Annotated in this window: 16 protein-coding genes and 1 tRNA gene; 6 read left to right on the forward strand and 11 right to left on the reverse strand. The window is 31.0% G+C overall.

The annotated features are described in order from the left end of the window. Positions 1–18: 18 nt before the first annotated feature. Positions 19–495, reverse strand: a complete 477-nt coding sequence (locus J3S90_RS12360; protein WP_210646458.1) for a helix-turn-helix domain-containing protein — start codon at positions 493–495, stop codon at positions 19–21. A gap of 311 nt (positions 496–806) precedes the next feature. Here J3S90_RS12360 and J3S90_RS12365 point away from each other — a divergent pair, with 311 nt between their 5' ends. From J3S90_RS12365 to J3S90_RS12380, 4 genes are all read left to right on the forward strand, one after another. Next, positions 807–1,961, forward strand: a complete 1,155-nt coding sequence (locus J3S90_RS12365; RefSeq protein ID WP_210646459.1) for a M14 family metallopeptidase — start codon at positions 807–809, stop codon at positions 1,959–1,961. Positions 1,962–2,039: 78 nt separating this feature from the next. Next, positions 2,040–2,519, forward strand: coding sequence for an Lrp/AsnC family transcriptional regulator (locus J3S90_RS12370; RefSeq protein WP_066082003.1), 480 nt, complete (start codon positions 2,040–2,042; stop codon positions 2,517–2,519). A gap of 96 nt (positions 2,520–2,615) precedes the next feature. Next, a complete protein-coding gene (locus tag J3S90_RS12375; protein WP_210646460.1) occupies positions 2,616–5,201 on the forward strand; it encodes a phosphoenolpyruvate carboxylase in 2,586 nt (861 codons plus the stop codon). A 12-nt stretch (positions 5,202–5,213) separates the two neighbouring features. After that, entirely contained in the window at positions 5,214–5,729 is a 516-nt protein-coding gene (locus tag J3S90_RS12380) for a DinB family protein (protein WP_210646461.1), read from the forward strand. 1 nt (position 5,730) lies between these two features. Here the strand turns inward: J3S90_RS12380 and J3S90_RS12385 are convergent, their stop codons facing one another. The 6 genes from J3S90_RS12385 to aroB form a co-directional block, all read right to left on the reverse strand. Further along, positions 5,731–6,207, reverse strand: a complete 477-nt coding sequence (locus J3S90_RS12385) for a DNA-deoxyinosine glycosylase (protein ID WP_210646462.1) — start codon at positions 6,205–6,207, stop codon at positions 5,731–5,733. Between the two features lie 9 nt (positions 6,208–6,216). Further along, on the reverse strand, positions 6,217–8,328 hold the full coding sequence (gene recQ / locus J3S90_RS12390) for a DNA helicase RecQ (protein WP_210646463.1): 2,112 nt from the start codon (positions 8,326–8,328) through the stop codon (positions 6,217–6,219). Between the two features lie 83 nt (positions 8,329–8,411). After that, on the reverse strand, positions 8,412–8,813 hold the full coding sequence (locus tag J3S90_RS12395; RefSeq protein ID WP_210646464.1) for a DNA primase: 402 nt from the start codon (positions 8,811–8,813) through the stop codon (positions 8,412–8,414). A 7-nt stretch (positions 8,814–8,820) separates the two neighbouring features. Continuing rightward, positions 8,821–9,795: a deoxyhypusine synthase family protein gene (locus J3S90_RS12400; RefSeq protein WP_188050919.1), complete on the reverse strand. Its 975-nt coding sequence runs from the start codon at positions 9,793–9,795 to the stop codon at positions 8,821–8,823. A gap of 101 nt (positions 9,796–9,896) precedes the next feature. After that, positions 9,897–11,297, reverse strand: a complete 1,401-nt coding sequence (locus tag J3S90_RS12405; protein ID WP_188050920.1) for a type III PLP-dependent enzyme domain-containing protein — start codon at positions 11,295–11,297, stop codon at positions 9,897–9,899. A 291-nt stretch (positions 11,298–11,588) separates the two neighbouring features. Beyond that, complete coding sequence (gene aroB / locus J3S90_RS12410; protein WP_210646465.1) at positions 11,589–12,656, reverse strand: 3-dehydroquinate synthase; 1,068 nt, start codon at positions 12,654–12,656, stop codon at positions 11,589–11,591. Between the two features lie 93 nt (positions 12,657–12,749). On the opposite strand from aroB, the gene J3S90_RS12415 reads away from it, so the two are divergent. Further along, positions 12,750–13,919 (forward strand): proline dehydrogenase family protein, encoded by a 1,170-nt coding sequence (locus J3S90_RS12415; protein WP_210646466.1) that lies wholly within the window; start codon positions 12,750–12,752, stop codon positions 13,917–13,919. Between the two features lie 222 nt (positions 13,920–14,141). Here J3S90_RS12415 and J3S90_RS12420 read toward each other — a convergent pair whose 3' ends face one another. Together J3S90_RS12420 and J3S90_RS12425 are read right to left on the reverse strand one after the other, a co-directional pair. Beyond that, on the reverse strand, positions 14,142–14,807 hold the full coding sequence (locus tag J3S90_RS12420) for a hypothetical protein (protein ID WP_210646467.1): 666 nt from the start codon (positions 14,805–14,807) through the stop codon (positions 14,142–14,144). A 223-nt stretch (positions 14,808–15,030) separates the two neighbouring features. Further along, a complete protein-coding gene (locus J3S90_RS12425; protein ID WP_210646468.1) occupies positions 15,031–16,818 on the reverse strand; it encodes an ABC transporter ATP-binding protein in 1,788 nt (595 codons plus the stop codon). Between the two features lie 207 nt (positions 16,819–17,025). Here J3S90_RS12425 and J3S90_RS12430 point away from each other — a divergent pair. Further along, positions 17,026–17,100: transfer RNA gene (locus J3S90_RS12430), tRNA-Val, on the forward strand. Here the strand turns inward: J3S90_RS12430 and J3S90_RS12435 are convergent. Together J3S90_RS12435 and J3S90_RS12440 are read right to left on the reverse strand one after the other, a co-directional pair. Next, positions 17,091–18,614, reverse strand: a complete 1,524-nt coding sequence (locus J3S90_RS12435; RefSeq protein WP_210646469.1) for a recombinase family protein — start codon at positions 18,612–18,614, stop codon at positions 17,091–17,093. The two genes, J3S90_RS12430 and J3S90_RS12435, sit on opposite strands and share 10 nt — an antisense overlap. Further along, positions 18,598–18,753, reverse strand: coding sequence for a hypothetical protein (locus tag J3S90_RS12440; RefSeq protein ID WP_210646470.1), 156 nt, complete (start codon positions 18,751–18,753; stop codon positions 18,598–18,600). Before J3S90_RS12440 ends, J3S90_RS12435 begins: the two co-directional genes overlap by 17 nt. Positions 18,754–19,040 lie beyond the last annotated feature (287 nt).

Consider the following 19,040-nt stretch of genomic DNA (forward strand, 5'->3'; position numbering starts at 1 on the left):
TTCAAATCATTTTTTACCTTAATTGGGACGATAACTCTTAAAAGTTCCATTTTTATAAAAAACTACAATCTTATCAATTTCTTCCGAATCGTTTTGTTTGTTAAAATTTTGATTTTCAATTTTCTTTGATGCTGACATAAGAACAGGATCTGGAATTTGATTTTCCGAAAATAAATCTTGGGCACTAATTGATTCATTAAATAGAGTAGTGCTATTTTTTTCATTTAAGGGTTCCGTCGTTCTTCCAGCCGTTTGCTGTTCTGCTGTGTTTTTAGGAAAACTTCCTTTACCATTCAAAATCCAATATAAATCTATATCTGGAAAAACTTCTAAAATTTTAAGTACAAAATCTAAACTTGGTTTGTTTCTTCCTGAAAGTAGGTGAGACAAACTAGAGCGTTGTACACCTATTTTATCAGCAAAAGAAGAAGCGTTTAAGCTATAATAATCTAATATAATTTCAAGCCTTTTTATAAAATCCTCTATGTTTACCATTGTAAATTAATATTAAAAAATAACTATTTACAAATGTAATCAAAAGCTATCTATTTTCCTAAATTACAGTTGTAAATTATACTTTTAATGTGATTTTTAACTAATAAACACTTTAATTGATAGGTTTTAATATATTGATTTACTGTTATTTAGTTAATTATTTTAACAATGATAACATTTGTCATTAATCATCACTCTAGCTATAATACAAAAGTAAAATAAACTGTTTACACTATTGAAATAAGCATATTATTTGTTGTTTACAAATGTAAATACAAAGATGTTTACTTTTGTAAACTAAATAAATCAGCATGAATTTAATAGCATTATTTAATAAAAATAAAGAAAGATCTATCAGTGGTAGATATGTCACTTTAGTAGAAATAGAACCTTTATTGAATAAATTAAACAGTAATAATGAATTAAAAGTAATCGGAAAATCTGTCCTCGATAAACCTATATACTCCTATCAAATAGGTACAGGAAAGACTAAGATTTTTTTGTGGTCCCAAATGCACGGAAATGAAAGTACTACTACAAAAGCATTGTTTGACTTTTTGAATTATCTAAAAAGCGATGAAACCTTGGCTAATCATTTGTTAACGAATTTTACTTTTTTATGTATTCCAATGTTAAATCCAGATGGAGCTGCTTTATATACAAGATCAAATGCTAATGATGTAGATCTTAATAGAGATTCACAGGTACTTACGCAGCCAGAAAGTAAGTTTTTACGAGCTACTTTTGATGCGTTTAAGCCTCATTTTTGCTTTAATCTTCATGATCAACGTACTATTTTTGGTGTAGCAGACACCGGGAAGCCAGCAACCTTATCCTTTTTGGCGCCATCATTCAATGAGAATAGAGATGTGAATGAATCTCGAATTAAATCAATTGATTTAATTGCTGCAATTAACGAAAAGCTACAGTCTTATTTACCTAATCAGATAGGTCGCTTTGATGATTCGTTTAATATTAACTGTATTGGTGATACTTTTCAGTACTTAGGAGTTCCTACATTATTGTTCGAAGCGGGTCATTTTCAAGATGATTATCAGCGAGAAGAGACGCGTAAATTTGTTTTTATGGCGCTAATGAGTAGTTTTTCTGTACTTTACGAAAACGTTATAGTTGTTAATGGAATTGGCAAATACTTGAATATTCCTCAAAATAAAGTCGTTTTTTATGATTTTATTTATAAAAACATCAAAATAAGTTATGATGGTATTGAAAAAATCACCAATTTTGCAGCACAATACAAAGAAGAATTAATTGACAATGAAGTTTGCTTTAATGCCTATTTTTCTCAAATAGGAAATTTAGAACATTATTATGGTCATTTTGAGTACGATGCGAAAGGTGCTTCTTACAAAGATGATTTAGATAACATTCCAAAATTAAACCAAAAAGCTAATTTTTATTTAGGAAATAATTTAAAATTTGTTAACGGAATGATAAAAACGTAATATTTGTATCTTTTTGTTATTTTTTATATATAATTTTATACTTTGTTAAAGCAATTAAAAAAAATTAATTTTAGAATTATGAGTAAATTTCGTTTAGATGAAGTAGATCACCAGATATTGGACATGTTGATCGATAACACAAGAGTTCCTTTTACAGATATAGCAAAAAAGTTATTGATTTCTGCAGGAACGGTGCATGTTAGAGTGAAAAAAATGGAAGATGCAGGTATCATAATGGGATCTTCATTAGTTCTTGATTATGATAAATTAGGATACTCTTTTATTGCTTATGTTGGTGTTTTTCTAAACAATACCTCTCAAACTAAATTTGTTTTAGAGCGTATTAATGAAATTCCTTACGTTACTGTAGCTTCTGTTACTACAGGAAAATTTAATATCTTCTGTAAAATTAGAGCTAAAGATACTAAACATGCTAAGGATGTGATCTTTATGATTGATGATATCGATGGTGTTTATAGAACAGAAACTATGATTTCTCTTGAAGAAAGTATTAATGATAAGAAGCGTTTGATGCATACTATTTTCAAAAATATGTAATGTTCTTGAATGCTATATAATAAATATAACCTCAAGTTTACACTTGGGGTTTTTTTATGACAATTTATTTAACTAAACCAACCACAACTATACAATATGTACACTTTACCTAAAATTGAACGCTTCAATCAAGAGGTGTTATCCAAATACAATATTTACAATAGTGTTTTTATTACGCTTCCTTTTGATTCTATTGATAATACAGGTGCTTTGCTGCCTTTATTTTCAGAAATATGCGATGCAGGTTATAAAAAGCATGAAACTCCTAAAGAAATACTGGATTTTTTTGCTACAAGGTATTTAGAAAATGCCTCTGAAGCTGAGAAAATTGATATTATGTTTCGTTTTATTCAGTATATAGAACGACAAGTGGTTTTATTTGATGCTATTGAAGATGCTGCTTTCTCTACAGTACATAATATGGAAGGAATTGGGTCGCTTAGAGATATCAAAGAGAAATCTGATGTCAAAAATAAGCAAGAAGAATTAATTGATTTTTTAGAAGATTTTAATGTTAGAACAGTTTTAACGGCGCATCCAACTCAATTTTATCCAGGCGCAGTTTTAGGAATTATAAATGACTTAACTAATGCAATTCGAGTTAATAATTTATTAGAAATTAAGCTATTGTTGGCTCAATTGGGTAAAACTCCCTTTATAAAAGATGTAAAACCGAATCCTTTTGATGAAGCTGTGAGTTTGATTTGGTATCTTGAAAATGTTTTTTATGAAACTTCTGGTGAAATGGTTCATTATTTGCAAAAAAATATTTTTAAAGGAAACTCTATACAAAACCCATTAATTAAACTTGGTTTTTGGCCAGGAGGCGATCGTGATGGTAATCCTTTTGTTACTACCCAAATTACTTTGAATGTTGCAGAACGATTAAGAACCTCTATTTTAAAGTGTTATTATATAGAAATTAGAAAATTAAAAAGAAAATTAACTTTCTCAGGTGTAGATACTTTGGTTACTGAACTTGAATCAAAGCTTTATAGATCTGTTTTTTATTCTAAAGGAGAATTGTTTATATCCTTAGAGCAATTTAAAGCTGAATTAAATACAATTAAAGATATAATTATAGCCAAGCATCAATCTTTATATTTGGATGAATTAGAAGCGCTTTTGATAAAAGTAAATCTTTTTGGTTTTCACTTTGCTTCATTAGACATCCGTCAAAATAGTAAAATACATGATGCTGTATTTAGTGATGTGGTTGCTTATTATTTGAAAACAAATCCTGCTGTTTTTCCAGAAAATTATTTTGAATTATCCGAAGATCAAAAAATTAATGTTTTGTCAAATCTTTCAGCAGATTTAAATCCGGAAGTTTTTGAAAATGAATTAACACGATTAACAATCGAATCGATTCAGGTTATAAAAACCATACAAAGTAGAAATGGTGAATTTGGTGCAAATCGCTATATAATTAGTAACAATGAGAGCGCACTAAATGTAATGGAAACTTTTGCGTTGTTTCGTTTGAGCAGTTGGCAAGAACCAACAGTAGATATTATTCCGCTTTTTGAGTCGGTTGATGATTTGCATAATGCGCATGCTATTATGGAAAAATTATATTTGAATCCCGCTTATGCAAAACATTTAGAAAATAGAGGAAACAAGCAAACGATAATGCTAGGTTTCTCAGACGGAACTAAGGATGGTGGTTATTTAATGGCAAACTGGAGTATTTATAAAGCCAAAGAAGAACTTACAGCTGTTTCTAGAAAATATGGTATTAAAGTAATTTTCTTTGACGGTAGAGGCGGACCTCCAGCACGTGGAGGTGGTAAAACGCATAAATTTTATGCTTCTTTAGGTCCAAATATCGAAAATAATGAAATTCAAATTACTGTTCAAGGACAGACAATAAGTTCTAATTTTGGTACTTTAGATTCTTGTAGGTACAATTTAGAAAACTTATTAAGCGCTGGTGTTACTAATCAGGTGTTTAATAAAGGGCAAAATGAGTTGACTGTAGAGGAGAAAAGTATTTTGGATGCTTTAGCGAATATAGGTTATGAAAAATATTTAAGTTTTAAAAATCATCCAAAATTTATCCCGTATTTAGAACAGATGAGTACGTTAAAGTATTATGCTAAAACAAATATCGGTAGTCGTCCTTCTAAAAGAAGTCAATCTGCTAGTTTAGATTTTGCTGATTTGAGAGCGATTCCTTTTGTAGGTTCTTGGAGTCAATTAAAACAAAATGTTCCTGGATTCTTTGGTTTGGGCACTGCTTTGAAAAAATTTGAAGATAATAACGAGTGGTATAAAGTTCAAGATCTATACAATAATTCATTATTCTTTAAAACCTTGTTGGAAAATAGTATGATGTCCTTGGCAAAATCATTTTTTCCACTGACGGCATATATGAAAAACGATCCCGAATTTGGTGAGTTTTGGCAAATTATTTATGATGAATTTTTAGAAACAGAACGTTTACTTTTGAAAATTGCAGGTCATAAAACTTTAATGGAAAATTATCCTGATGGTAAAGCTTCTATTGATGTTAGAGAACGTATTGTATTGCCATTGATAACAATACAACAATATGCTTTACTTAGAATAAATGAATTAAATAAAGAAAACATACCCAACGAGGAGTTAATAAAAGTGTATGAAAAAATTGTTACACGTTCTCTTTTTGGAAACACTAATGCGAGTAGAAACTCCGCTTAAAAAATAAATAAAATGAAAGCATCACAATTACCAGTAAAAGAATATGCAGAATATTTTTTCCCATACATAAGTGTTTTGGGAGATGCCACTTTGATTGAAGAATTAGAAATTTCATTGCATGAGTTTATTCGTTTTGTTCAAAACATACCCATGGATAAATTTGATTTTCGTTATGCAGAAGGAAAATGGACAATCAAAGAAATTATTCAGCATGTAATCGATACAGAGCGTATTTTTGCGTATCGCGCTTTACGTATTTCTAGAAATGATCAAACACCTTTACCCGGTTTTGATGAAAATAACTATGTAAACAATACACAGGCAAATACTAGAAGTATTCAGCATTTATTGACTGAATTGTCTGCAGTTAGACATTCAAATATTTATCTTTTTAAAAGTTTTTCAAATGAACAATTAGAAAGAACAGGAATAGCTTCAAATGCTGGGATATCGGTTCGCGCTATAGGTTTTATTATGATTGGACATCAAAAGCACCATCAAAGAGTTTTTGAAGAAAGGTATTTGTAATTTAGTCTAAAATTGCAGACCAGATTTCTAATTTTTTATCAAAAGACATTGTATTTGCAGGACTAGTAGAAGGCATCACACAATACGTGATGCCTTTTATTTGTCCAAATTTTTTCAGAAAGTATTTGTGACTTTCTTTCCCATTAAAAACAATTTTAGTTATTTGAGGAAATTTTTCAAATAGCATTTCAAAATCATTTTCTTTATGGTTTTTAATATGAATGTCTAAACTTCCTTTTCTTTCGCAATTTTCTAAAACATCCCATAATCCGATTTTATGATTTTGGAGAAAATTTATCTTTTCTTCAAAAAGTTCTGACACAGGTAAATTATTGAAAAGGGTGTAGATTATTTTCCAAAAATGATTTCTAGGATGTGCATAATATTCTTGCTTTTCTAAAGAGGCGATTCCAGGCATCGTTCCTAAAATCAAAATTTCAGTGTCTATGTTTACAAAAGGCGGGAAGGAATGAATCATATTTTAAATTTAAATTAAAGCACTTTCTTTTTCAAGTATAGCTAATGCTAATCGGATTTTTCCATAATCCATTTTTTCTTCAAAATAATCAAAATAAGGTTTTAAGGTTGCTGGCGATTCTAGTTTTATTTTTGCTTTTGCAATATTATTTACTTCATCATCAGAAACGAAAGCTTTCAAATCAATAGAAACGCCGTCAAGATATAATTTGGCTAAATGAGACATAATAGTGCTTAGTCCTAATTTTCGTTTTTCAGCAATGGCTTCAGCAGATAATCCATTTTGATACAATTCTAAAGTCTCTTTGTAGGTAGTTGTTTCCTTCTTTTTTTTAACTGCTTTTGTTTTCTGAAAATCAATAATAGCTTTGATAAACGCATCCCCATACTTTTCTAGCTTTGCTTTTCCAACACCATCAATCGCTAATAATTCTTGTTCGCTCATAGGACGTTCGGTTTCCATTTGGCGTAATGCCGCATCACTAAAAATCACATAAGCAGGAACTTCTTCTTCCTTTGAGATTTCATAACGTAATTTGCGTAAGGTTTCAAATAGTGAATTAGCAACTGATTTTGATTTTTTTTCTTTGACTTCTTGCTTCTCAATATTAATTTTTTGAACGGTTGTCAATTGTACTTTTTCACCTTCAAACAATACTTTTTTAGCAAAAGCCGTTAATCTAATTTTATTTTGTTGGTGAAAGGCAATTTCACAATAACCTAAATTAATCAATTGGATTAAGTATTGGTTCCAGTCATACCAAGAAAGATCGGCGCCAACACCGTAGGTTTTTAGGTTTTGATATTCCTTCTCAAAAATATAAGCATTTTTAGAACCTCGCAAAAAGTCAACAATAACGGGTAATGGTTCGCTTTCTTGTAAGCGTATTATTGCTGATAATGCTTTTTGAGCAATTACAGTTCCATCAAAAAATAAAGGCGGATTTTTACAAATATCACAATTCCCACAATTCTCTGTAACAAGTTCCCCAAAATAAGAAAGCAAAATTTTACGTCTGCAGCTTAAGGCATCCGCATATTGTTTCATGCGTTCTAACTTCGCTAGTTGCACTTCAGCATTCAAACCTTGTGATGCAAATTTTTGAAGCTGTATTAGATCGCCGTAACTTTCGAACAATACCGTTTCAGAAGGTAAACCATCGCGACCTGCACGACCAATTTCTTGGTAATAGCCTTCTATATTTTTAGGTAAATTATAATGAATCACCCAACGAACATTAGATTTATCAATTCCCATTCCGAAAGCAATGGTTGCACAAACTACTTGGCAATCATCATTAATAAATTCATCTTGTGTTTTGGATCGAATTTTATTGTCTAAACCTGCATGATATGCTTTAGCATTTACACCAACTTTTTGTAATTTTTCGGCAAGTTCTTCGGTTGTTTTTCGACTCAAACAATAAATAATTCCTGACTCGTTTGGTTTTTCTTTTATAAAATCTATAATTTGTTTTACACGATCTAAAGCGGGACGCACTTCTAAACTTAGATTTTTCCTATCGAATGATGCTACAAATACAGTAGGATTTATTAAGTTTAATTGATCGCTAATATCCTTACGTGTAGCTTTATCTGCAGTGGCAGTTAAAGCTAAGATTGGAGTAGAAGGGAAGCGGTTTTTAAGATACCCTAAATTTGTATAAGCGGGTCGAAAATCATGACCCCAAGCTGAAATACAATGTGCTTCGTCTATTGCAATTAAACTTATTATCAAGCTATTGAATATATTGTCCAAAAAAGATAAACTTTCTGGAGCGATATAAACTAATTTAATAAGATTAGATTGTAATTTCTCTATGAAAAATTGACGCTCTTCTTCGGTTTGGCTACTATTTATAAAACAAGCTTCGATCCCGTTTGCTTTTAAGCTATCTACTTGATCTTTCATCAAAGCGATAAGTGGAGAAATTACGATGGTAATTCCGGGGAATAATAAGGCAGGCAATTGAAAACAAATTGATTTTCCACCACCTGTAGGCATAATGGCTAGTGTATCTTGTCCAGATAATACACAATTAATTATATCCTCCTGATTGGGTCTGAATTTTTCAAAACCAAAGTTTTCCTTTAAAGTGTCGTGTAAAATTTGATTTTTCATTTTGGCGTATATTTAAACCTAAAGTAATAAAAAAAGGAACTCAATTGAGAGTTCCTTTTAAATAGTATTATAATTAAGATTTATTAATCTTCATCATCTTGATCTTCTTCATCATCAGAAAAATCCTTATCATCTCCATCTTCATCATCTTCGTCATCACCAGTATCAGGCTTGTCGATAACTTCATCTTCGTCATCATCGTCGATGTCATCGTCTAAGTCAAGACCTTTGATCGGTTCTACTACTTCGTCAATTAACATTTCATCATCTTCATCGTAATTTTCAATCCTATCAGATAGCTTAGTACTTACTTTTACTAAATAAATAGTATCTTCAGTTCGCACTTCGACTGCTTCAATCAATTCATTTTTTGCGTTTCTAAAACTAATGATGTTAGAATCATCATAACCGTCTGGAAATTTTTCTACTAGAAGGTTTAAAATTTCGTTTGTAAGTTTTGCGTAATCAACTATTACTCTTTTCATAAATATGCTATAGGTCTAATAAATAAGCGAAAATTAAAGGTGCTACTATTGTTGCATCTGACTCTATAATAAACTTAGGAGTTGAAATATCTAACTTACCCCAAGTAATTTTTTCATTAGGAACTGCTCCAGAATACGAACCATAACTCGTAGTAGAATCTGAGATTTGGCAGAAATAGCTCCAAAACGGAACATTTTCTACTTCTAAATCTTGATCTAACATTGGTACAACACAAATAGGGAAATCACCAGCAATTCCTCCACCAATTTGGAAGAAACCAATTCCTTTACCACTACAGTTTTTAGGATACCAATCTGCTAACCACATCATGTATTCAATTCCACTTTTTGTTGTTGTTGGCTTGAATTCTCCTTTGATACAATAAGAAGCAAAAATATTTCCCATGGTACTGTCTTCCCAACCTGGAACTACTATTGGAAGATTTTTTTCGGCTGCAGCAACCATCCATGAATCTTTAGGATCTATTTCATAATACTGTTCTAGAACTCCAGAATTAATCATTTGGTACATGAATTCATGCGGGAAATAACGTTCTCCTGATTTATCTGCTTTGTTCCAAATATCAAATAAATGAGATTGCAATCTTCTAAAAGCTTCTTCTTCAGGAATACAAGTATCCGTTACACGATTAAAGTGATTGTCTAACAAGTCTCTTTCTTCTTGAGGTGTTAAGTCTCTGTAATTTGGAATTCTCTTATAAGAATTATGAGCTACTAAGTTCATGATATCTTCTTCAAGATTTGCACCAGTACAGGAGATAATATGTACTTTGTCTTGGCGTATCATTTCTGCTAATGACTTTCCAAGTTCAGCAGTACTCATCGCACCACCAAGGGTAATCATCATTTTGCCATTATCTAATAAATGCTCTTCATATCCTTTTGCAGCATCTACTAAGGCAGCTGCATTAAAATGCAAATAATTCTTTTCAATAAACTGACTAATTGGTCCTTTGCTCATTTTTATTTAATTTAAAATCTTGTAATTATTTAGTTGTAAAGTAGTTATCCAAATCTAATAAAATAAATTTGAATAGTGGCGTAATTAAAAAAGGTTTGTTTTTATTTTTTATCGTAACCTAATATTTTTAAAACATCTTCAGCAGTTTGCTGTTCTGAGAATACTTCGGTAGCTAATATACCATTTTCATCTCTATCTATTAAAATATGTTTAGGTTGTGGAATCAAACAGTGATGTAATCCTCCGTAACCACCAATTGTTTCTTGATACGCTCCCGTATTGAAAAATCCAATATACAAAGGTTTTTCCTTATTGTATTTAGGTAAGTAAATGGCATTCATATTCTGCTCAGAGTTGTAATAATCGTCGCTATCACAAGTCATTCCTCCTAATAACACTCTTTCGTAAGTATCATTCCAACGATTTACAGCTAGCATGATAAAACGTTTGTTGATTGCCCAAGTATCAGGAAGAGTGGTAATGAAAGAAGAGTCAATCATGTTCCATTTTTCTCTATCATTTTGCTGTTTTTGATACAAAATCTGATAAATAGCACCGCCGCTTTCTCCAACTGTGAAAGATCCAAATTCGGTAAAAATATTCGGAACATCAACTTCAGCTTCGTCACAAGCAATTTTAATTTGATTGATGATTTCGTCAATCATGTATTGATAATCAAAATCAAATGCAAGTGAGTTTTTTATAGGGAAACCACCACCAATGTTCAATCCGTCTAACGATGGACATTCTTTTTTTAAGGCAACATATACTTTAATACATTTTACTAATTCATTCCAGTAATACGCATTATCATTTATTCCTGTATTGATAAAAAAGTGCAACATTTTCAGTTCCAAATTTTTATTTTCTTGAATTTGTTTTTTATAAAAACTAACAATGTTTTTGTATCCAATTCCAAGTCTTGAAGTATAAAACTCAAATTTAGGTTCTTCCTCGGCAGCAATACGAATTCCAATTTTAAATTTTCCTTTAATTTCTGCTTGCAGTAAATCTAATTCTTCGTAATTATCAATGATAGGAATAGTATTCTTATGACCATTGTTGATCAATCGAGCAATATTTTCTACGTATTGATCTCTTTTGAAACCATTACATATTACATAAGTGCTTTTATTGATTTTACCATTTTCAAGTAAATTCTCAACAATATTAATATCAAAAGCAGAAGAGGTTTCAATGTGAATATTGTTTTTGAAAGCCTCATTCATGATATATTCAAAATGAGAACTTTTTGTACAATAGCAGTAAAAGTATTTAGCTTCGTACTTGTTTTTTTCCATCGACTTTCTAAACCAGCCTTTGGCTTTATTGATATTGTTTGATATTTGAGGTAAATAGGTGAATTTTAATGGCGTACCATATTTTTCAACCAAGCTCATCAAATCGATATTGTGAAACTGAAGATTGTCTTTGTTAAGTTTGAATTCCTCTTGAGGAAAATAGTAAGTTTGATTGATTAAATCAGAATATTTTGTATTCATTAGATTTTTTGAATTTTAGAGATTAGAATATTTTAAAACAAATAAATCTATAATTCAAACCCGAATATTAGCATAAATAATCTGTAATTTCTCATGATCAGATTTCAAGTACTGAAAAATATCAAAACTAAAGTTTCCTTTAATAGAATAAAAGCGTTTCAATATCCTTAGAAAAGACATATTGTTTCGCGCTTTATTAGAACTATAATTGGGTTTATTTTGACACTTTTTCATTGATGCAAATGTAAAAAAATATTATAAACAGTATGCTTCCTTTTTATAAAAATAAAATTAAGATTTATAATTCTCAAAGGCACTAAGAATTAATTCATTTTCAACGGATTGATTGATCTTTATTTTTCCGATACCTTCTATCAAAGCAAACTGTATCGTACCATATTCATTTTTTTTGTCATGAATAAGTAAATCAAGGATAGGTTCGATGTCATTATCTTCAAAAATAATAGTTTCATATATTGATTTTAGGCTTGCTTTTATTTGATGATACTCTGCTTTACTAATCAAGTTTTTGTGCAAAGCAATATAACTTTCTAAAATCATTCCTACGGCAATCGCTTCTCCATGCAATAAAGTAGTTTTATTTTCATTTTCTAAAAAGTAACTTTCTATTGCATGCCCTAAAGTATGTCCAAAATTCAAAGATTTTCGAATGTTTTTTTCTGTAGGATCTTGAGTTACAATTTCATTTTTAATTTCAACGGAACGGTATATTAGTTGATCAAAATCAGCAAAATCAATGGCTTTTAGATCCAAAAATTGCTCCCAATAGTTTTTATCATAAATTAAACCGTGTTTTAGCATTTCGGCTAAACCAGATCGCATTTCGTTCTGAGACAGTGTTTCAAGATATTGAGTATCTATAAGAACCAAACTAGGAACGTTTATGACTCCAATTTGGTTTTTTAAATTGCCTAAATCAACTCCGTTTTTTCCTCCAACTGATGCGTCTACCATCGCTAACAAAGTAGTGGGAATGTTGATAAAATCTATTCCTCTTTTGAAGGTAGAGGCTACAAAGCCACCTAAATCCGTAACAACTCCACCACCTAAATTAATTATAAGAGTTTTTCTATCAGCTCCAAGTTCCGTTAGTACGTTCCAGATTTGAACGCAAGTTTCGATGTTTTTATTCGATTCTCCTGCTTCAAATTCAATTATTTCAATGTTTAAATCCGTTTCTAAAAGAGGTAATAAATTTGGTAAGCAAGACTCATTTGTATTGCTATCCACTAAAATAAACAAATTAGAATATTTATTTTGTTTTAAATGAAGGTTTAACGCTTCGTATGCTTTTTCGTTGAAATGAATTGGATATCCGTTGGCTTGAATTGATTGCATCTTAAATAATTTATAGTAATGGCAAAATAAGGTAATTTTTGCTGAATAATATTTAAAACTCTCTTTATATTTGTACAAAAATTTCACAAAAAAATGGAAAAAATATTCGATAATACACAAGTTGCATTTTCATTAAAAAGCGATACGGAACTAGATAGAGCTTATTTTCTTTTTAAAATGATTGACAATCAACCTTTAGTTAGGATAGGAACTGCAGTTACTAATTTTGCCTTAAAAGCAAATCTTCCTGTCGAAGGATTGATTCGTGCTACTGTTTTTGACCATTTTTGTGGTGGTGTAAATGAAGATGACTGTTTATCCGTAGTTGATAAAATGTATACTAAAGGAGTTTCGTCTGTTTTGGATTATTCTGTTGAAGGAAAAGAAGAAGAAAATCAGTTTGATGCTGCATTAGAGATGACGTTAAAAACTATTGAATTTGCCAAAGAACGTAAAGCGATCCCATTTGCTGTTTTTAAGCCAACCGGTTTTGGACGTTTTGAATTGTATGAAAAAATTGGAGAAAAAACAGCTTTAAATGCAGATGAACAAGCAGAATGGAATAGAGTAGTGGCTCGTTTTGATTTAGTTTGTAGCGAAGCACATAAAAAAAATGTAGCCTTATTAATTGATGGCGAGGAGACTTGGATGCAAGATGCAGCTGATGATTTAGTAACTGATATGATGCGCAAGTACAATAAAGAGAAAGCAATTGTTTTTAATACCTTACAATTGTACCGTTGGGATCGCTTGGATTATTTGAAAAAATTACATGAAAAAGCTAAAAATGAAGGTTTTTTTATTGGAATGAAATTAGTTCGCGGTGCCTACATGGAAAAAGAAATTGCAAGAGCAATAGAAAAAGGATATCCGTCTCCAATTTGCGAGACTAAAGAGGCTACTGATAAAAATTATGATGATACGGTGCGTTATATGGCTGATCATTTGGGAATGATGTCCATTTTTGCAGGAACACATAACGAATTGAGTACTTATAAGCTCATGGATATTATGAAGGAAAAAGGAATAAACGCCAATGATGACAGATTCTGGTTTGGACAGTTATATGGCATGAGTGATAATATTAGTTACAATCTGGCTGCTAATGGCTATAATGTGGCTAAATATCTTCCATTTGGTCCTGTAAAGGATGTTATGCCGTACCTCATTCGTCGTGCTGAAGAAAATACTTCAGTAGCAGGACAAACGAGTCGTGAATTATCAATGATCAAATCAGAGAGAAATAGAAGAAAAGGGAAATAATTTTCAGTTTTAACGTGTCAGAATTTTAAATATACAAAAAAGCTCCAATTGAAAAATTGGAGCTTTTTGCTTTAGTGTTATTTCGTCTCGCGGCTTACAGAACTGGCGAACTTTGTAACCTAATATTTTCAACTAAGATAAAATTTCTTGCGGAAGATAAACGTGAATTTACCACCTATTTCGCCATTTATGCAAATCGATATTGTTACATCTTTGTTTTCTTTAGAATTTTGTTTTCAATGTTGTAATAGAACTATTTATTGCTTCTTGAATTGAATTTGTTAGATTTCCATAATCATCGCCTTTTTTCCAATTTCCATTCATTTTTGCAGCAGTTTGAAAATTTTCTTGTTGTAAAAGTGAATTATCAATTAAGTCAATAACTTCAGTTCCAATATTTACATAACCTTGTTTATCCAATTCAATCATTCCATAATAACTTACTAATATCCCGTATTTCACTTTCACCAACATTATTTCATCAACATTATTTTTCGATTTAAAGTCTCGAAAGTCTTTTTTGCTATATTTTTTGTTTGAGTTTGGCTTTTCAAATTTATTCAGAGTTGTATAATCAATTTTTTCTGTAATAAATTCATATGTTTTGTTTTTACTTTTCAGAATGTTTGCAATTTCAGTTTGCATTGTTTCGTTCATTTTTAATTTTGGTTCAACTTTTTTCAAAGGTTCTGTAAATCTATTTCCTGGTGTCAAAGCCATATCTAATAATCCTTGTCCACCAGCTTTAGACATTCCAATACTATCAACTTTTAAAATTATACCAACTTTTTTGGTGTTATAGAATTGTTGATTTAATGGTAGTGATGTTACGCAACTTGTTAAAGTTAATGCTAAAAAGATTCCGACAGATAATTTTAATAATCTCATTTTTGTTGTTAATTAATTTATTAAGTTTTTGATTTAAAATATGTTATTTCTATTTCTTTTGTTTTTTTTTACAATGTCTGCCAACTCATTTCTAACTTTAATTGATATAGTCAAGAAGAGTATAAAAATATTTTATACTTGGATTATTGTAAATTTTTACTTTGGAAACCAATGCATTTCTATCTAGTCAGCCTCTCCTTTGGAAAGGGACGGGGAGAGGATTCTAAGTTGTACTAAACTGTAAGTTGCTTAAATTTTTATAAATCCCGTTTTCTAAACCAATTAACTCTTGATGGGTTCCTTGTTCAGAAATCACTCCATTATCCAACACTAAAATTTGATCAGCGCTGCGAATTGTAGAAAGACGGTGAGCAATTATAATACTTGTTCTTCCTTCCATCAAAATTTCTAATGCTTCTTGAACTAATTTTTCACTTTCGCTATCTAAAGAGGAAGTGGCTTCATCTAATATTAAAATACTTGGATTTTTAAGTAAAGCGCGAGCAATAGCAATACGTTGTCTTTGTCCTCCTGATAATTTAATTCCTCTTTCACCTACAATCGTTTCAAATTTCTCCGGAAAACCTTCAATAAAGTTAAAGGCATTGGCTTGTTTTGCTGCCAAAAGAATTTCTTCATCTGAAGCATCTGGTTTTCCATAAGCGATATTTTCTTTTATGGTTCCTCCAAAAAGGATTACATCTTGAGGAACAATACTCATATTTCCACGTAAGTTTTCTAAATCGAAATCAGAAATGTTTTTTCCGTCAATTAATATTTCTCCACCTTCGATATCATAAAAACGTAATAATAACGAGGCAATAGTCGATTTTCCTACACCACTAGGTCCTACTATTGCAATTTTTTGACCAAAATTAGCGGTAAAGTTTACATTTTTTAAAACTTTGATTTCTTTTCTAGATGGATAACTGAACCCTACGTTTTTGAACGTTACGTTTCCTTTTATTTTTTCAAGAGAAGTAGTATTTTTAACGGCATTTATTTTTTCAGGAGTTTCCTCTAATAGTTCAAAAACTCTTTCCGTCGCACCAATGGCTTTTTGCATTTGAGCATACAATTCTGCAATTCCACCAGAGGAAGCGCCTACATAACTAGAATACAAGATGAAGGTGAATAATTCTCCAACGGTAATTTCTCCTGCAATACTTAATTGAACGCCGTACCAAACTACCGCTACAATAGTTCCGAACAAACAAATAATGATAAAAGAGGCAAAATAACCTCTAAGTTGACCACCTTGAATAGCAATTTTTACAACTTCCTTAATTCTCTCTTTATAACGTGCTATTTCATACCATTCATTAGCGAAAGCTTTTACAATACTTATACCTTGCATGGTTTCCTCAACCACAACCTGACTTTCGGCAACTTGATCTTGCACTCTTTTAGAATATTTTCTAATAAATCGACCAAAAAATACCGCTGCAACACCTACTAAAGGCACTACAGAAACCATCATAATAGTTAATTTGACATTGATACTTGCTAACATAATAAAACTTCCAATGATCAATATAAATTGACGCAGAAATTCGGCTATTGTTGTAGTTAATGTATCTTGTATTTGTGTAATGTCATTGCTTATTCGACTGTTTAATTCTCCAACGCGTTTTTGAGAGAAAAACGTCATTGGTAATTTTACTAAATTAGTATAAAGAGCCAACCGAACATTTGCCAAGGTATTTTCGGTAAAATTGACAAACAAAGACAATCTAAAAAAGGAGAAAACGGATTGCAATATCAATACCAATCCAAGGCCAAGTGCAATTTGATTGGCTAAATGGCTGTCTTTTTTATTGACACAATCCACTAGCATTCCCATAAATTTTGGAAAAGCCAATGCCGTTACACTGGTTAGTAATAAAAAAACAAGACCAACATAGAATTTCCAGCTATTATTGCCTGCATATTTAAAAATTATTTTTGCTTTATTGAGTGAACTTGCTGTAATTTTTGATTTTGGTAAATCATTTTCTTTGAATCTTCCCATTTTTTTTTATTTGTGAAGCAAATGTAAGACTATAAGAAGTGAATACAAAAAAATGATTCAGATTCATTTCTTATTTAAAATGCTGTTAAAGAGTGTGAAAGCAAATTTCGGAAAAAAAATATCAATTTATTTTAAAATAATGCTTGTGAAATCGAAATGGAGCTGTATATTTGCAATCGCAATAACGTAAGACATTGCAACCCGAAAGGGCGATTAGCTCAGCTGGTTCAGAGCACCTCGTTTACACCGAGGGGGTCGGGGGTTCGAACCCCTCATCGCCCACTTTGAGGGATATTTGAAAAAGTATCCCTCTTTTTTTGGTATATAAGATATCCCTTTTCCTCCATTTTATTGGCATTATGGGATAACATATCCATCATTGTAGGTGTTCGATAGATACCCTTTTCATAGTACAAGTTCTTGTTGAACACCATGTTTACAAATTCTCTTTTCTGCAAAGTATCTGACTTTGTATAAACGTATCTCATATCGGATAACATATCAAGATTTGTATCTAAAACTTCGAAAACTTTCCCCTGATTAGCACTAAGTCTTTCAATAGCTGCTTCGAGGTTTAAAATTTGACCACTGTAAATGGGATACCATCTGTCATAAGTGTCTTTGTTTATTTCGTCTTTAAACCACTTTTCTTCAACTGTATTGAGTTTTTGCTTTATTTCATCGAGTTCGTGCTTTTTCTCGACTGCTTTTTTCTTATTAACTTTCATTTCAATTTCAATCGTAGAATAACAACTATTTCTGATTACCTTAATATTGGTTTCAGAAATACTCATAAGATCACAAGCATTTAAAAATTGCTCATGAGCTTTAATAGCACTGATATTATTATGTTTGGAATGTTTGCATTTGTAGTAATAAAAATATTTACCCGATTTACCACGTGATGGAGCACCAGTCAATGGAACTCCACAGTGACATTTCAAAACGCCCCTAAGTGGAATATCATCATCAACGACAACTTTTACTTTATCTTCTTTCTTCATTTTGCCTTGTACAATCTGCCAAGAGCTTTTATCTATAATGGCTTCGTGTATTGCAGGAAAAAGTCCTCCAGGCAAATCTTTAAAAGCTTCAACTCTGACAAGTCCTGCATAAACAGGATTTGCCAGTACGCGATCAACAGCCATATTGCCTTTTCTATCGAAGCCCAATTCATAGGCTTTCTCCTTGATTTTATACAAAGGCAAATCCCGAAGAAACATATCATATACAATGCGTACAACTTTTGCTTCCTCTTCGTTAATTTCAAGATGACGTTCTTTTCCTTCTCCTACTTTCCTATAACCAAAAGGTTTTTCTCTTGTCAAGAATCGTCCCTCTTTTGCTCTGGCAGTATATAGTCCACCGCGTACTTTTATACTTCTATTGATATTATCCTCTTCAGCAAGTAATAATTGTAAACCCGCTCTGAAAAAACTTCCTGGAGTATCATAATCGAAAGTGATTCCTTCTGTTACACTAACAATTTGAATACTATATTTCTTTTGAAATTGTTTGACCATATTCATGGCTTCGCCTGCATCTCTACTAAAACGGTCGAGCTGATCCACAAGTAAATAATCTACGGATTTATAATGCTTGGCGATAAAAATTTGTAATTTTATAAAATCAGGACGATCAAAAGTTTTGGCACTTTTCCCCCTGTCTATAAAGGTATCGACCAATTGTATATTGTGATGTTGTATATATTGATCGGTATACAGTTCCTGCCTTTCAATTGAACCATTACTTTGTCCCAATTGACTAAATCTCAAATATCTAATCGCTCTTTTCATAAACTTGTATTAATGTAATTGACACAATAATCTCAACCAATAAATTTACAAATTTTTCTTCTTTTTCCCTTTCTATCTCATCATAAATTTTTGATATAATTTCTTCTTTTTCAGTTGTTTGCCTTTCTAAATTATCCATTTTTCACCTCCTTACTTTTATATAGTTTTTAAATATTTGTAATAGAACTCCTGAATTTATAAAATAGATTTAGTGTTTTCTCGCTTATAGTACTAAAAGGAACTGATTGTCGTAACATGGCTTATTAAAGCCAATTTTTAAAACTGTTCTTTTACTAAATAAAGACACTTCCTTCCTTTGGTCGGAAAAGTCTTTATTTATCCAAAGCTGTAGTTGCAATTTGATAGATAAACTCCTTTTCATTCCATATATCTACCAAAACGCAAGTCATTAACAGGAGGGTATTA

The sequence above is a fragment of the Flavobacterium flabelliforme genome (assembly GCF_017948675.1).
GTDB lineage: Bacteria > Bacteroidota > Bacteroidia > Flavobacteriales > Flavobacteriaceae > Flavobacterium > Flavobacterium pygoscelis.

Excerpts from the sequence above, each read along its gene's own strand:
- J3S90_RS12395 (WP_210646464.1), bottom strand. The coding sequence starts at position 8,813 with ATGAAAAGAGTAATAGTTGATTACGCAAAACTTACAAACGAAATTTTA.
- J3S90_RS12435 (WP_210646469.1), bottom strand. The coding sequence starts at position 18,614 with ATGAAAAGAGCGATTAGATATTTGAGATTTAGTCAATTGGGACAAAGT.
- J3S90_RS12370 (WP_066082003.1), top strand. The coding sequence starts at position 2,040 with ATGAGTAAATTTCGTTTAGATGAAGTAGATCACCAGATATTGGACATG.
- J3S90_RS12440 (WP_210646470.1), bottom strand. The coding sequence starts at position 18,753 with ATGGATAATTTAGAAAGGCAAACAACTGAAAAAGAAGAAATTATATCA.
- J3S90_RS12380 (WP_210646461.1), top strand. The coding sequence starts at position 5,214 with ATGAAAGCATCACAATTACCAGTAAAAGAATATGCAGAATATTTTTTC.
- J3S90_RS12375 (WP_210646460.1), top strand. The coding sequence starts at position 2,616 with ATGTACACTTTACCTAAAATTGAACGCTTCAATCAAGAGGTGTTATCC.
- recQ (WP_210646463.1), bottom strand. The coding sequence starts at position 8,328 with ATGAAAAATCAAATTTTACACGACACTTTAAAGGAAAACTTTGGTTTT.
- J3S90_RS12360 (WP_210646458.1), bottom strand. The coding sequence starts at position 495 with ATGGTAAACATAGAGGATTTTATAAAAAGGCTTGAAATTATATTAGAT.
- J3S90_RS12385 (WP_210646462.1), bottom strand. The coding sequence starts at position 6,207 with ATGATTCATTCCTTCCCGCCTTTTGTAAACATAGACACTGAAATTTTG.
- J3S90_RS12365 (WP_210646459.1), top strand. The coding sequence starts at position 807 with ATGAATTTAATAGCATTATTTAATAAAAATAAAGAAAGATCTATCAGT.
- J3S90_RS12405 (WP_188050920.1), bottom strand. The coding sequence starts at position 11,297 with ATGAATACAAAATATTCTGATTTAATCAATCAAACTTACTATTTTCCT.
- J3S90_RS12415 (WP_210646466.1), top strand. The coding sequence starts at position 12,750 with ATGGAAAAAATATTCGATAATACACAAGTTGCATTTTCATTAAAAAGC.
- aroB (WP_210646465.1), bottom strand. The coding sequence starts at position 12,656 with ATGCAATCAATTCAAGCCAACGGATATCCAATTCATTTCAACGAAAAA.
- J3S90_RS12400 (WP_188050919.1), bottom strand. The coding sequence starts at position 9,795 with ATGAGCAAAGGACCAATTAGTCAGTTTATTGAAAAGAATTATTTGCAT.
- J3S90_RS12425 (WP_210646468.1), bottom strand. The coding sequence starts at position 16,818 with ATGGGAAGATTCAAAGAAAATGATTTACCAAAATCAAAAATTACAGCA.
- J3S90_RS12420 (WP_210646467.1), bottom strand. The coding sequence starts at position 14,807 with ATGAGATTATTAAAATTATCTGTCGGAATCTTTTTAGCATTAACTTTA.